This window comes from Micromonospora sp. RTP1Z1, from assembly GCF_033804685.1.
Classification (GTDB): Bacteria; Actinomycetota; Actinomycetes; order Mycobacteriales; family Micromonosporaceae; genus Micromonospora.
Genome location: NZ_JAPFQV010000007.1, coordinates 18796 through 32283, shown reverse-complemented (window position 1 = coordinate 32283; position 13488 = coordinate 18796). Strand labels below are relative to the sequence as shown.

At 71.5% G+C, this 13488-nt stretch carries 11 protein-coding genes; 4 read left to right on the top strand and 7 right to left on the bottom strand.

Annotated features, from left to right (window positions below):
- Positions 1-52: 52 nt before the first annotated feature.
- Both SLP03_RS05610 and mshB read right to left on the bottom strand, forming a co-directional pair.
- Entirely contained in the window at positions 53-487 is a 435-nt protein-coding gene (locus tag SLP03_RS05610) for a hypothetical protein (RefSeq protein WP_319459439.1), read from the bottom strand.
- A 17-nt stretch (positions 488-504) separates the two neighbouring features.
- Positions 505-1428, bottom strand: a complete 924-nt coding sequence (gene mshB, locus SLP03_RS05605) for an N-acetyl-1-D-myo-inositol-2-amino-2-deoxy-alpha-D-glucopyranoside deacetylase (RefSeq protein WP_319459438.1) — start codon at positions 1426-1428, stop codon at positions 505-507.
- Between the two features lie 87 nt (positions 1429-1515).
- Between mshB and SLP03_RS05600 the strand changes: the two genes are divergently transcribed.
- A complete protein-coding gene (locus SLP03_RS05600; RefSeq protein WP_319459437.1) occupies positions 1516-3660 on the top strand; it encodes a prolyl oligopeptidase family serine peptidase in 2145 nt (714 codons plus the stop codon).
- 54 nt (positions 3661-3714) lie between these two features.
- On the opposite strand, the gene SLP03_RS05595 is transcribed toward SLP03_RS05600, so the two are convergent.
- From SLP03_RS05595 to SLP03_RS05575, 5 genes are all read right to left on the bottom strand, one after another.
- On the bottom strand, positions 3715-5451 hold the full coding sequence (locus SLP03_RS05595) for an ABC transporter substrate-binding protein (protein WP_319459436.1): 1737 nt from the start codon (positions 5449-5451) through the stop codon (positions 3715-3717).
- Between the two features lie 107 nt (positions 5452-5558).
- Entirely contained in the window at positions 5559-6545 is a 987-nt protein-coding gene (locus tag SLP03_RS05590; protein ID WP_319459435.1) for an ABC transporter permease, read from the bottom strand.
- Between the two features lie 51 nt (positions 6546-6596).
- Positions 6597-7604, bottom strand: a complete 1008-nt coding sequence (locus tag SLP03_RS05585; protein ID WP_319459434.1) for an ABC transporter permease — start codon at positions 7602-7604, stop codon at positions 6597-6599.
- On the bottom strand, positions 7601-8623 hold the full coding sequence (locus SLP03_RS05580; RefSeq protein WP_319459433.1) for a dipeptide ABC transporter ATP-binding protein: 1023 nt from the start codon (positions 8621-8623) through the stop codon (positions 7601-7603). The genes SLP03_RS05585 and SLP03_RS05580 overlap by 4 nt, the downstream gene beginning before the upstream one ends.
- Positions 8620-9723 carry an ABC transporter ATP-binding protein gene (locus SLP03_RS05575; protein ID WP_413644422.1) on the bottom strand — a complete coding sequence of 368 codons (1104 nt, stop codon included), beginning with the start codon at positions 9721-9723 and terminating at the stop codon, positions 8620-8622. Before SLP03_RS05575 ends, SLP03_RS05580 begins: the two co-directional genes overlap by 4 nt.
- A gap of 237 nt (positions 9724-9960) precedes the next feature.
- Here SLP03_RS05575 and SLP03_RS05570 point away from each other — a divergent pair, with 237 nt between their 5' ends.
- From SLP03_RS05570 to SLP03_RS05560, 3 genes are read left to right on the top strand one after another with little or no spacing between them, the layout of a single operon-like run.
- Complete coding sequence (locus tag SLP03_RS05570) at positions 9961-10509, top strand: Uma2 family endonuclease (RefSeq protein ID WP_319459432.1); 549 nt, start codon at positions 9961-9963, stop codon at positions 10507-10509.
- Between the two features lie 33 nt (positions 10510-10542).
- A complete protein-coding gene (locus SLP03_RS05565) occupies positions 10543-11979 on the top strand; it encodes a TldD/PmbA family protein (protein ID WP_319459431.1) in 1437 nt (478 codons plus the stop codon).
- Positions 11976-13382: a TldD/PmbA family protein gene (locus SLP03_RS05560; protein WP_319459430.1), complete on the top strand. Its 1407-nt coding sequence runs from the start codon at positions 11976-11978 to the stop codon at positions 13380-13382. The genes SLP03_RS05565 and SLP03_RS05560 overlap by 4 nt, the downstream gene beginning before the upstream one ends.
- Positions 13383-13488 lie beyond the last annotated feature (106 nt).

Here is a 13488-nt window from a genome sequence, read left to right as displayed (position 1 = left end):
GGCGGCGGGACTTCTGGCACGAATATGTACCACCGCAACCTGTGTGGCGTCATCATCCTTGTTGGCGGGACGGTGGCGCGAGGATCTGCCGGAAACCCATCACCGCGAACGTCATCGCCCCCGCGACGATCATCACCAGCCCGACCCAGTTGTCGCCGGAGACGAGGAGATCCCCCTCGGTGGTCCGGACCGAGGCCACCGCCATCAGCGCGAACCACGGCAGGGCCGGCAGCACCACCGCCCACCGGGTGCCGACCGTCTCGTGGGCGAACCAGCTCAGCGCGATACCGGCGCCGATCGCCACCAGCACCGACACGCCGACCAGCTGACCGCCCACCCGGACGGTGGCCAGCAGCAGTTCCAGCACCGCCGAGAGCAGCCCGGCCAGCACGGCGATCAGGCCACCGGCGACCCGCAACGCGAGGTCGAGCGCCGGCTGGGGGCGCGCGGGCGGCGCGGCGGGCTCCTGCTCGGGTACGACCGACATCGGCGCGGCCGGCAAGGTCACCGGAGGCCGGCCGCCGCGACCGGGGACCGGTCCGGCCTGTCCAGCGCCAGACCGGCGAAGAGGTCGTCCTCCCAGCCGTACGGGCCGCTGCCCGGCCCCTTCTCGCCGACCGCGAGGGTGAAGTACTCCACCCCCATGAACTCGGCCCCGAAGTTGCTGGCGATGGAGTAGAGCCAGGAGGTGGCCGGGATCTGGGTGGCGTGCGCCCGCATCGCCGCCTCCTTGGCGGCGTGCTGGTCGGTGGCGTCGATCCGCGCGGCGATCTCCGCGTCCGGGGTGCCGAAGGGCAGCTCGTCGGCGCTGTCGATGCCGGCGAAGGGGTTGTCGGAGGACTCCACGAAGTGGCTCAGGCCGGCCTCCAGCACGGCGCGCGGCATGGCCGTCCAGTAGACCTTGGCCGGGGCGATCCCCTCGGCGGCGGCCAGCTCGACGGCCCGCATCGCGACCCGGTGTGCCTGGATGTGGTCCGGATGTCCGTAGAAGCCGTTGGGGTCGTACGTGAGCATGACCTGCGGGCGTACCTCCCGCATGATCTCCACCAGGTGCCCGGCGGCCTCGTCGAGGTCGGCCTGCCAGAAGGCGCGGGGGTGCTCGTTGGTGGCGAGCCCCATCATCCCGGAGTCGCGGTAGCGGCCGGCGCCGCCGAGGAAGCGGTGGTCGGTGACGCCGAGCGCCGCACACGCGGCGGCCAGCTCGCCGATCCGGTACCCGCCGAGCTGGTCGGCCTCGGCCGCGGCGAGCTGGGCCAGCTCGGGCACGTGGATCTCGCCCTCCTCGCCCAGCGTGCAGGTCACCAGGGTGACGTGGGCGCCGGCCGCGGCGTAGTGCGCCATGGTCGAGCCGGTGCCGATGGACTCGTCGTCGGGGTGCGCGTGGACCAGCATTAGGCGGCGGTCGGGCAGCGTCGTCACGACCGTCACTCTAACCGGCGGCCCTCCGCCCACCGAGCCTGACGCGTCCACGCAGGTCGGCCACATCACGCCCGACACGGCTCTACGATCCGAACTGTGGACTTTCCCGAGCTGGCCGCCCGTACCCGCCGGTTCAGCCACGGGGCGCCGCGCGCCGTCTCCGCCACCGACGACGGCTCCCGGGTGGTCTTCCTGCGCTCGTCCGGCCCGGAGGATCCCGCCGACGCGCTCTGGCTGCTGGACGTCGCCTCCGCCGAGGAACGGCTGGTCGCCGACCCGGCGGCCCTGCTGGAGGCGGACGCCGACCCGGCCGCCCTGGCCCCGGGCGAGCGGGCGCTGCGCGAACGGTTGCGGCTCAGCGCCGCCGGCATCGGCTCGTACGCCCTGGACGCGGCCGGCCGGGTGGCGGTGTTCGCGCTGGCGAGCCGTCTGTTCCGGGCCGACCTGGTGCACGGCGACGTGATCGAGGTGGCCACCGTCGGCCCGGTGATCGACCCCCGGCCGGACCCGACCGGGGAACGGCTGGCCTACGTCACCGACGCCGCCGAGGGGGTCCGCCGGGGCCAGCTCCGGGTGGTCGAGTCGGACGGTACGGACACCCTGCTGGCCGGCGAGGACAGCGGCGTCACCTGGGGCCTGGCCGAGCACATCGCGGCGGAGGAGTTCGACCGCTTCCGCGGCTACTGGTGGGCCCCGGACGGGCGCTCGGTGCTGGCCGCGCGGGTGGACGAGTCCCGGCTGCCCCGCTGGTACCTGCACGACCCGGCCGATCCGGCGAGCCCGCCGACGACCATCGCGTACCCCCGGGCGGGCGGCCAGAACGCCCAGGTCAGCCTGCACCTGCTCGACTTGGACGACGGTTGGGTCGACGTGCACTGGGACCGCGAGACCTACCCGTACCTGACCTCGGTGGACTGGGCGGACGGCGGCCCGCTGATCACCGTGCTGCGCCGCTCCCAGCAGCACGGCCTGGTGCTCGCGGTGGACCCGCGTACCGGAGAGACCCAGGTGCACGCCGAGCTGGCCGACCCGCGCTGGGTGGAGCCGATCCCCGGCACCCCGGCCCACCTGCCGGACGGGCGGGTGCTGGTCGGCGGGGAGCTGGCCCACGACGGGTACGACGCCCGCTGCCTGTTCGCCGACGGCACCCTGCTCACCCCGCCGTCGCTCTACGTACGTCGGGTGGTGGGCCGGCTGCCCCCGGGCCCGAACGGCCCGGCCGACCTGCTCGTCGAGGCGAGCGAGGGCGAGCCGAGCCAGCGGCACCTCTTCCGGGTCCGGACGGCCATCGGCGGCGGCGTGGACGCCCGCCGGATGAGCAGCGACCCGGGTTGGCACACCGCCGCGATCGGCGGCTCGACGCTGGTGGTCGGCACCGCCTCGCTGGAGCATCCGGGGACCAGGTGGTCGGTCTGGCACGGCGACCGGGAGGTGGCGGAGCTCCGCTCGCTGGCCGCCACCCCGCCGTACGCGCCGAGGCCGACGCTGGTCCGGGTGACCGACCGGCGGCTGCCGAGCGCGGTGCTCTACCCGACGGACCACGTCAAGGGCACCCGGCTGCCGGTGCTGTTGGACGTCTACGGCGGCCCGGGGCACCAGGAGGTGATCGCCGCCCGGTCGGCCTGGCTGGAACGGCAGTGGTGGGCCGACTCCGGCTTCGCGGTGGTGACGATCGACAACCGGGGTACTCCGGGGATCGCCCCGTCGTTCGAGAAGGCGATCCACCGGCGGCTGGCCGACGTGATCCTCTCCGACCAGGTGGACGCGCTCACCGCCCTGGCGGGCAAGCATCCGGACCTGGACCTGGACCGGGTGGCCGTCCGGGGCTGGTCGTTCGGCGGCTGGCTGGCCGGTCTGGCGGTGCTGCGCCACCCGGAGCTGTTCCGCTGCGCTATCGTCGGCGCGCCGGTCACCGACTGGACGCTGTACGACACCGCCTACACCGAGCGCTACCTGGGCCTGCCGGACGACGGGATGGACGTCTACGCCCACCACTCGCTGGTGGAGCTGGCCGCCGAGCCGGTCGGTGGCCCGGAGCAGGCCCGGCCGATGCTGCTGGTACACGGCCTGGTGGACGACAACGTGCTGGCCGCGCACACGCTGCGGCTGTCGGCGGCGCTGCTGGCCACCGGCCGGCCGCACGCGGTGCTGCCGTTGACCGGGGCGACCCACCTGGCCGCCGGCGGCACCGCCGAGCGCCTGCTCCGGCTGGAGCTGGACTTCCTCCGGCGGCATCTGTAGGGACGCGAGGAGCCCCGGTCGACGTGGTCGACCGGGGCCCCTGGTGCGCGTCGGTTACTGCTTGACGTAGGCGTTCGTCAGCGCCGGGTAGCCGAAGATGCTGGACAGGTAGATCCCGCCCACCTTCGAGCCGTGCAGGTAGTAGCCTTCCTCCACGAAGAGCGGCACGGCCGGGGCCAGCTCGGTCATGACCCGCTTGTCGAGCTTGGCCCACTCCTTGCCCTGCTCGCCGGCGGGCATGGCGAGCACTCGGTCGAACTCCTTGTTGATCTCGTCGCTGTTGACGTACGAGGTGTTGCTGTTGCTCTCGGCCTTGATGGTGCGGCCGTCGAAGAGCACCGGCAGGATCGCCGCGCCGCTGGGCCAGTCGGCGGCCCACTGGTCGGTGTAGAGGTCGTACGGGTTGCTCTTCTTGCCGACCTCGTCGAGCTTGGCGTCGGTCGGGATGGTCTTCACAGTGATCTTGAAGCCGGCCTTCTCCAGGTTGCCCTTGAGCTGGGTGGCCAACTCCGGCGAGTCGTCGCTGATGCCGAGCACCAGCTCCGGGGTCTTGCCGGCGAGCAGCTCCTTGGCCTTCTCGATGTTGCCGTTCGGGCCGGCCGGGTAGGCGTCGTACTTCTCGAAGCCGATGGTCGACGGCGGCATCAGGGTGGTGACCGCCTTCGCCGACGCCTCGCCGCCGTACGCCTTGATGAAGCCGTCGCGGTCGATCGCGTAGTTCAGCGCCTGGCGCACGGACAGGTCGGTGACCCGGCCAGTGTTGATGGAGAGCCGCCACAGGCTCGGGGTCTGGCCCCGCACCGAGCGGTCCTTGAGCGCGGCGTCACCGGTGACCCGGGCGACCAGCGCGGAGGGCACGCCGTTCCAGGCCAGCGCCGCCTGGTCGTCACCGTTGTCGGCGATCACCCGGTTGGCGCCCGCCTCGGCGTCAGGGCCGTAGGTCCAGACGATCTTGTCGGGGTACGCGTGCCGCACCGGGTCGGTCTTCGGGTCCCAGTTCTCGTTCCGCTCCAGCACCAGCTCGACACCGGCGGTGTTCTTGGTGATCTTGTACGGGCCGGAGGAGAAGGGCTGGTTGTCCAGGTTGACCCCGGTGTCCTTCTCCGGCTTCAGCGGCGCGGTGTACGGCAGCGACGCGGCGAACGGCAGGTCGCAGTGCGGCTTGGCGAACTCGAACTTCAGCGTCTTGGCGTCCGGGGTGGTCAGACCCGGCGGCAGCGACGTCTTGTTCGCCTTGAAGTTCCACTTGGTGTCGTACTGCGGGCTGTCGGCGAGCCACTCCTGCAGGTAGGTCGGGCCGCCGGTCAGGTCGGGATCGAAGGAGCGGGCGATGCCGTAGGCGATCTCCTTGGCGGTGATCGGGCTGCCGTCCTCGAACTTCACCCCGTCCTTGATCTTGAATTCCCAGACCTTGCAGTCCTTGTTCACGTCCGTGCCCGGCGTCTCGGCGAGGTCGCCGACCAGGGTCACCTTGCCCGAGCCATCGTCCTTGAACGTGGTCAGGAAACGGGCGTACAGCGGCGCGTTCATCAGGCCGGCGAACGAGTAGATCCGCTGCGGGTCGATGTGCGAGATCTTGGTCTCCCGGATCACCCGGAAGGTGCCGCCTTTAGCGGCGCCGGGGACCTCGGCGGCCGGGCCCATCGACTCCTTCGGGTCGGTGGCGATCGAACCACTCTGCACCCGGTCGGTGTCGTTGCCACCGCTGGTGCCCTTGTTCTCGCTGCACGCCCCCATCACCACGAGCAGTGCGAGCGCTCCGCCGGTGGCGGCTGCCCTCTTCAGGCGCATGTGCGCCCTCCTCCCCTATCTGGAGCCTCGTCAGACGACGTAGGAAACCTACGGTTTGTGTAACAGAGAGCGGCGGATTTCTCCATGCCCCGGCGAGCGCCGTTGCGCTATCGCAACCGGACCCGGGGATCGATGGCGGCGTAGAGGAGGTCCACCACGATGTTGGCGACCACGATGAAGACCGCGGAGATCAGCACGGTGGCCATGATGGTCGGCAGGTCGCCCGCCTTGACCGCGTCGACGGCGGTCCGGCCGAGCCCCTGGATGCCGAAGGTGGTCTCGGTGATCACCGTGCCGCCGAGCGCGCTACCCACGTCGAGGCCGGCGATGGTGACGATCGGGGTGATCGCCGCGCGCAGCGCGTGCCGCCCGTACACCTTGGATTTGGCCAGGCCCTTGGCCCGCGCGGTCCGGACGAAGTCCTCGGAGAGCGTCTCCAGCATCTGCGCCCGGGACAGCCGGGCGTAGATCGCGGAGAAGAGGAAGGCCAGCGACACCCAGGCGAGCACCAGCCCGCTGGCCCACTTCACCGGGTTGTCGAAGATGGACGTGTAGCCCGGGGTCGGGGTGATCCGCAGGTTGTAGGTGAAGATCAACAGCAGCACCGCGCCGACGAAGTAGAGCTGCATGGAGGCGCCGGCCAGCGAGAAGCCGATCGCCATCCGGTCCACCACCGTGCCCCGTCTCAGCGCCGAGATCATCCCCAGCCCGACGCCGAGCACCAGCCAGAGAATCGCCGCCGGGATCACGATGCTTAGCGTCACCGGCAGCACCCGGGTCAGGGTGTCGGTGACCGCCTCGCTGTTGACGTACGAGTAGCCCAGGCAGGGGGCGTCGCACCGGCCACCCTGGGAACTGCCCAGGTCCCGGCCGGTGACGATGCCCTTCATGTAGTTGGCGTACTGCTCGGGCAGCGGGTCACGCAGGCCCAACTCCGCACGGACCCGCTCCAGCCGCTCGGCGTTGCAGTTCTTCGGACACATGCCGCTGACCGGGTCCCGGGGCAGGCCGAAGAACATCAGGAAGCTGAGCACGCTCACCGCGAAGAGGGTGAGCACGGCGATCAGCAGCCGCCGCAGCAGGAAACGCGTCATCAGAGTCTTCCTTCATTCGCGACTGCACTCCTCGCGCTCATCCCGACACCCCTACCGGGACGACTTCGGGTCGAGCGCGTCACGCAGCGCGTCGCCGAGCAGGTTGAAGGCGAGCACGAGGATGAAGATCGTGACGCCGGGGAAGAAGACGTACGCCGGGTCGGTCTGCAGGTACGGGATGCTCTGGAAGATCATCCGACCGAAGTCGGCGGTGGGCTCGAGGATGCCGATCCCGAGGAAGGACAGCGCCGCCTCGCCGGTGATGTACTGCGGCACCGCCAGCGAGAAGGCCACCAGGATCGGCGCCCAGAGGTTCGGCAGCAGCTGGCGGAAGAGCATGTGCCCCAGCCCGGCGCCGCTGGCCCGGGCGGCCTCCACGAACTCCCGTTCGCGCAGCGAGATCACCTGACCGCGGACCAGCCGGGCGGTACTCGTCCAACCGAACGCGGCGAAGATGCCGATCAGGACGGCCACCTGGAACGCCGGCGGCACCTCCTCCCGGGGGCCGTAGAAGCGCAGCCCCACGGTCGGCACCACGGCCAGGGCGAAGATGAGGAACGGCAGGGCCAGCGCCACGTCGGTGATCCAACTGATCACCGCGTCGACCACCCCGCCGAGGAAGCCGGCGAGGATGCCGGCCACCACGCCGATCGTCGTGGTGACCAGGGCGGCGGCGAACGCGATGAAGAGCGACGTCCGCATGCCGTAGATCATCCGGATGAAGATGTCCCGACCCAGCCGCGGTTCCAGACCGAACCAGTGGTCGCCGGTGATGCCGCCGACGTAACCGAGCGGCATGCCGTTGCCGTCCAACAGGGTGGAGAACTGCTCGTTCGGGCCGACGCCGTAGAACTTGGAGACCAGCGGCGCGGCTACGGCGAGCAGGGTGAGGAAGATCAGCACGCCGCCGCTGACCATCGCGGTCCGGTCCCGGCGCAGCCTGGCCCAGGCGAGCTGACCGGGCGATCGGCCCACGATCGCCTTCTCGGCCGGCGTGACGGGGTCGGCGGCCGGCTCGATCTCGGCCCGTGCCGCGCCCTCGACCGGGGACAGGCTCATTGCGACACCTCCACGGTTTCGCTGGTTGCGGCGACGACCGGCCCCTGCTCCGGGTAGTGGCAGGCGGTAAGTTGGCGGCCGCCGTCGCGGCTGACCAGGGCGGGTTCCTCGGTGGCGCAGCGGTCCTGCGCCTTCCAGCAGCGGGTACGGAACCGGCAGCCCGAGGGCGGGTTGAGCGGCGTCGGCACGTCGCCGGTCAGCCGGATGCGTCCGGCCGGGCCGAGGGCGGTGACGTCGGGGATCGCCGACAGCAGGGCCCGGGTGTACGGGTGCTGGGGGCGTTGGTAGATGTCGTCGCGGTCGCCGATCTCCACGATCTTGCCCAGGTACATGACCGCGACCCGGTGGCAGAAGTGCCGGACCACCGCCAGGTCGTGGGCGATGAACACGAACGCCAGATCCAAATCACGTTGCAGATCCCGCAGCAGGTTGATCACCTGCGCCTGGATGGACACGTCCAGCGCGGAGACCGGCTCGTCGGCGACGATCAGCTTCGGCCGCAACGCCAGGGCCCGGGCGATGCCGATGCGCTGGCGTTGCCCGCCGGAGAACTCGTGCGGGTACCGGTTGTAGTGCTCCGGGTTCAACCCCACCAGCTCCAGCAGCTCCTGGACCCGCTTCTTGACGCCGCCCGGGGGGTTGATCCCGTTGACCTGCAACGGCATCGCCACGATCCGACCGACCGTGTGCCGCGGGTTCAACGACGCGTACGGGTCCTGGAAGATGATCTGCAGGTCCTGCCGCAACGGCCGCAGCACACCCCGCCGGGCGTGGGTGATGTCCCGACCGGCGAACTCGATACTGCCGGCCGTCGGCTCCAGCAGCCGCACCAGCATCCGACCCGTCGTCGTCTTCCCACATCCCGACTCGCCGACCAGGCCCAGGGTCTCCCCGGGCCGGACGTCGAAGTCCAGGCCGTCGACCGCCCGCACCACCCCGGTGGTGCGGAAGCCGCCGCGGACCGGGAAGTGCTTCGCCAGACCTCGCACCCGCAGCAGCGGCTCGGCGTCCTCGCTCATCGAGCCACCCCTACCTGTGCGACGTCCTCCTGGTAGAGCCGGGTGCGCTCCTCGGCCGGCAGGTGGCAGGCGACCAGGTGGCCGTCCTCCCCGGCCGGGCGCAGCTCGGGCACCTCGGTGGTCGACCGGTTGCCGTTGCGGCCGGCGTACCGGCAGCGCGGGTGGAACGCGCACCCCGAGGGCAGATTGATCAACGACGGCGGATTACCCGGAATCGGCAACAGGTCCGCGTCCGCGTCACCGCGCAACGACGGCACGCTGGAGAGCAGACCCCACGTGTACGGATGCTGCGGCCGCCGCAACACCTGCTCCACACTCCCGTGCTCCACCGCCCGACCGCCGTACATCACCAGCACGTCGTCGGCCACCTGCGACACCACACCCAGGTCGTGGGTGATCAGGATGATCGCCGAATGGAACTCCGCCTGCAGATCAGCCAGCAGATCCAGGATCTGTGCCTGCACCGTCACGTCGAGGGCGGTCGTCGGCTCATCCGCGATCACCAGATCCGGATCGTTCACCAACGCCATCGCGATCATCGCCCGCTGCCGCATCCCACCGGAGAACTCGTGCGGGTACTGGTCGAACCGCCGTGCCGGCTGCGGAATGCCGACCCGCCCGAGCATGTCCACCGCCCGCTGCCGAGCCTCTCGCTTCCCCGCCCTCGGGTGGTGCACCCGGTACGCCTCGGCGATCTGCTTGCCCACCGTGTAGTACGGATGCAGGGCCGACAACGGATCCTGGAAGATCATCGCCATGTCCCGGCCGCGCAACCGGCGTACCTGCTCCTCCGGCAGGCCGACCAGCTGGCGGCCGCCGACGGAGATCTCGCCGGTGATGGTGGCGCGCTTGGCGTTGTGCAGGCCGAGGATGGCCAGCGAGGTGACGCTCTTGCCCGAGCCGGACTCGCCGACGATGCCGAGTGTGCGACCGCGCTCGACCGCGAACGACACCCCGTCGACCGCGCGGACCACGCCGTCCTCGGTGTCGAAGCGGACCCGCAGGTCGTTCACCCGCAGATAGGGCCCCTCGCCGGAGCGCTGCTCCGGCACTTCGGGGCGGTCCGGTTCCCCGGACGGCGCCGACTCCGACCTGCCCACGACCGCCTCCCTCAGCAATGAAGAGAAACTACAGCAAACGTCTGAGGGCGAAAATAAGCTACAAGTCGGGAGCTGTCAGCGGGCCACAGCGTAACGACTCGGCATCGGGTGTGAACAGCCCTCACCTGGACATCCACCGCCGCACCTCGATGTCGCCCCGCCTCGATCGCACGCCGGGTGCGACCATGGTCGGGGTAACCACGTGAAGATTCCCGCCGGCACGAGGTGGAGGTGACCATGACCGCGGCGGTGTTCGACCACGACGGACCGTGGACGGAAGAGGAGTACCTCGCCCTCGGCGAGACGCAGCAACGCGTCGAACTCTTCGACGGGAGCCTCCACGTGACCCCAGCCCCCACCCCACGGCACCAGCGGATATCCCGCAAGCTGGGCAACATCCTCGAAGCGGCCACCGAGATCGTCGGGCTGGAGCTCCTGGAGGCGGTGAACGTCCGCCTCAGGCCCGGCAGGATCCCGATTCCCGATCTCGTCGTCACCAGGCCGATCGACCTTGACGAACTCACCATCGAAGCGGACGACGTCCGGCTGGTCTGCGAGATCATCTCGCCGAGCAACGCGTCCACCGACAAGGTGCTGAAGATGCACTACTACGCCGCGGCCGGTATCGAGTGGTACCTGCTGGTGGAGCAGGAGAACGGGACGCTGCACCTGTACCGCAGACAGGGAGGCCACTACGTGGAGCACTCCGTGACGAAGGCGGGAGACGTTCTCGTGCTCACCGAGCCGGTCCGTGCAACGATCCGGCCGGAGGATCTCGTCCCCTGACGGATGTCGGTCGGCTCGCCTAGGGTCGGTCGCATGACCGAGTTCGACGCGGCGACAGCCGCCGTCCAGGCCGCCCTCGACGCCGGCGCCCGGTACGCGGACGCCCGGGTGATGCACCGCCGCTACGAGTCGATGTCGGCCCGCAACGGCGACATCGAGGAGCTGACCCAGGACGAGAGCATCGGGCTGGGCGTCCGGGCGCTGGTCGGGTCGAGCTGGGGCTTCCACGCCGTACCGGATCTGTCGGACCGTCAGGTGCGCGCGGCCGGCCGGCACGCCGCGGCGGTCGCGGCCGCGAGCGCGCGCGTTCCCGGCCCGCCGATCGACCTGGTCCCCGTCGAGGCGACCGTCGCGAGCTGGGCCTCGGGATGCGAGGTCGACCCGCTCGGCGTTTCGCTCTCCGACAAGGGCGACCTGCTGGTCCGGGCGACCGGAACGATGCGGGAGCACGGCGCCGACCTGGCCGAGGGGCTCTACCAGATCTGGGACACCACCAAGTGGTTCGTCTCCAGCGAGGGGCACCGCATCGACCAGCGGATCCGGGAGTGCGGCGGCGGCATCTCGGCCACCTCCATCGGCGACGGCGAGACCCAGCGCCGCTCCTACCCGAGCTACCGCGGCCAGTACGGCACCACCGGCTGGGAGCTGGTCACCTCGCTCGACCTGGCCACGCACGCCGCCCGGATCGCCGAGGAGTCCCGGGAGCTGCTCACCGCCCCCGAGTGCCCGGCCGGCGAGACCGACCTGATCCTCGGCGGCGAGCAGCTCGCCCTGCAGATCCACGAGTCGGTCGGGCACGCCATCGAGCTGGACCGGATCCTCGGCTGGGAGGCCGCCTTCGCCGGCACGTCCTGGCTGGACCTGACCCAGCTCGGCACGCTGCGCTACGGCTCCGAGCTGATGAACGTCACCATCGACCCGACCATCCCCGGCGCGCTGGGCAGCTTCGGCTTCGACGACGAGGGCTCCCCGGCGGTCAAGCGGGACGCGGTCCGCGCGGGGCGGTGGGTGGGCGTGCTCGCCGGCCGGGACTCGGCCGCCGTCGCCGGCCTCGACCACGGCGGCAGCGTACGCGCCGACGGCTGGGCCCGGCTGCCGATGGTGCGGATGACCAACGTCGGCCTGGAGCCCGGGCCGCACACCCTCAACGAGATCATCGCCGCCACCGACGACGGGGTCCTGATGGACCTCAACCGCTCCTGGTCCATCGACGACAAGCGGCTCAACTTCCAGTTCGGCTGCGAGATCGGCTGGGAGGTCAAGAACGGCCGGCGGGGCCGGATGCTGCGCAACCCCACCTACACCGGGATCGGCCCGCTCTTCTGGCGCTCGATGGACATGCTCTCCTCCGAGATCGTGCCCTGGGGCACGCCCAACTGCGGCAAGGGCCAGCCCGGCCAGGTCGGGCACACCGGCCACCCGGCCGCGCCGGCCCGCTTCCGCAACGTCCGCCTGGGGGTACGCGCATGATCGAGACCGAGTCGGACCTCGCCGGCCGGGTGGTGGAGCTGGTCCGCCACCTCGCCGGCCCAGGGGCGCAGTCCGAGGTCACCGTCACCGCCCACCACCTGGCGCTGACCCGCTTCGCCAACTCCTTCATCCACCAGAACGTCGCCGAATCGGGCCGGGCGGTGCGGCTACGCCTGCACGTCGAGGGTCGGACGGCCGCCGGCAGCGGCAGCCTGGTCGACGCCGACGGCCTGACCGCCCTGGTCGAGCGGACCCTCGCGGCGGCCCGACTCTGCCCGCCCGACCCGGCCTGGCCGGGACTCACCCCGCCCACGCCGCTCCCGCCCTGCCCCGCCACCGACGGCGCCACCGAGTACGCCCAGCCCGGCGACCGGGCCGAGCGGGTCCGCGCCTTCGTGGACGCGGTCGGCGGGCTGGAGGCGGCCGGCTACTGCCGCACCTCGTCGCGGATCGGGGCGTTCGCCAACTCCGCCGGCCACTCGGCGGTCGGCCGCACCGCCGAGGCGGCGATGGACGGCATCGCCCGGACCGGCGGCGCGGACGGGGTGGCCCGGCTCTGCGCCGACCGCCTCGCCGACCTCGACGGCGCCGCCCTGGGCGCCCGGGCCGCCGCGAAGGCGCGCGCCGCCGCCGACCCGGTCGAGCTGCCCCCGGGGCGGTACGAGGTGGTGCTCGAACCGGCTGCCGTGGCCGACCTGCTGCAGAACCTCTCCTGGTTCGGCTTCAACGGCAAGCGGTACGCCGAGCGGCAGTCCTTCGCCGAGCCGGGCACCGCCCAGTTCGACCCGGCGGTGTCCCTGGTCGACGATCCGCTGCACGCCTCCGCCCTGCCGTACGACCTGGAGGGCACGGCCCGCCGGGCGCTGACCCTGGTCGACGCGGGCACCACCCGTGTGGTGGCGCACGACCGGCGCAGCGGCGCCGAGGCCGGCACCGAATCCACCGGGCACGGAATGGTGGGCGCGTCCACGTTCGGCCCGATCCCGCGCAACCTGCGACTCCTGCCCGCCGGCACGATCGGGACCGGTACGCCCGGCGGAAGCGCGGCCGGGATCGGTGTCACCGGCGCGGTCGCCGACCCGGACACCGCCGAGCTGGTCGCCGGGGTGGAGCGCGGGCTGCTGGTCAGCGACTTCTGGTACACCCGGGTGCTCGACCCGAAGCGCCTGGTGATCACCGGCCTGACCCGCAACGGGGTCTGGCTGGTCGAGGACGGGGTGCCGACCCGGGCGGTCCGCGACTTCCGCTTCACCGAGTCGTACCCGCGGGCTCTGGGCCCCGGCGCGGTACTCGGCCTCGGCCGGCGACCGGTCCGGCAACCGGACCGGCTGGACGGTGTCTGGTGGGAGGCGCCGCCGCTGCGGCTGGCCGCCTGGAACTTCACCGGCGGCGCCTCCGGCTGACCCCGCAGCGGTGATCTTTCCTAACGGCCGGACATCGATCGTGCTCCGGGCCTTTCCAACCTGCGGGACACACGGGACACTGCGTTGCGCGGCCGGGCCGCGAAGA

Coding starts and splice junctions, on each gene's coding strand:
- SLP03_RS05610 (WP_319459439.1), bottom strand. CDS start 487: ATGTCGGTCGTACCCGAGCAGGAGCCCGCCGCGCCGCCCGCGCGCCCC.
- SLP03_RS05560 (WP_319459430.1), top strand. CDS start 11,976: ATGATCGAGACCGAGTCGGACCTCGCCGGCCGGGTGGTGGAGCTGGTC.
- SLP03_RS05590 (WP_319459435.1), bottom strand. CDS start 6,545: ATGACGCGTTTCCTGCTGCGGCGGCTGCTGATCGCCGTGCTCACCCTC.
- SLP03_RS05565 (WP_319459431.1), top strand. CDS start 10,543: ATGACCGAGTTCGACGCGGCGACAGCCGCCGTCCAGGCCGCCCTCGAC.
- SLP03_RS05585 (WP_319459434.1), bottom strand. CDS start 7,604: ATGAGCCTGTCCCCGGTCGAGGGCGCGGCACGGGCCGAGATCGAGCCG.
- SLP03_RS05570 (WP_319459432.1), top strand. CDS start 9,961: ATGACCGCGGCGGTGTTCGACCACGACGGACCGTGGACGGAAGAGGAG.
- SLP03_RS05580 (WP_319459433.1), bottom strand. CDS start 8,623: ATGAGCGAGGACGCCGAGCCGCTGCTGCGGGTGCGAGGTCTGGCGAAG.
- SLP03_RS05595 (WP_319459436.1), bottom strand. CDS start 5,451: ATGCGCCTGAAGAGGGCAGCCGCCACCGGCGGAGCGCTCGCACTGCTC.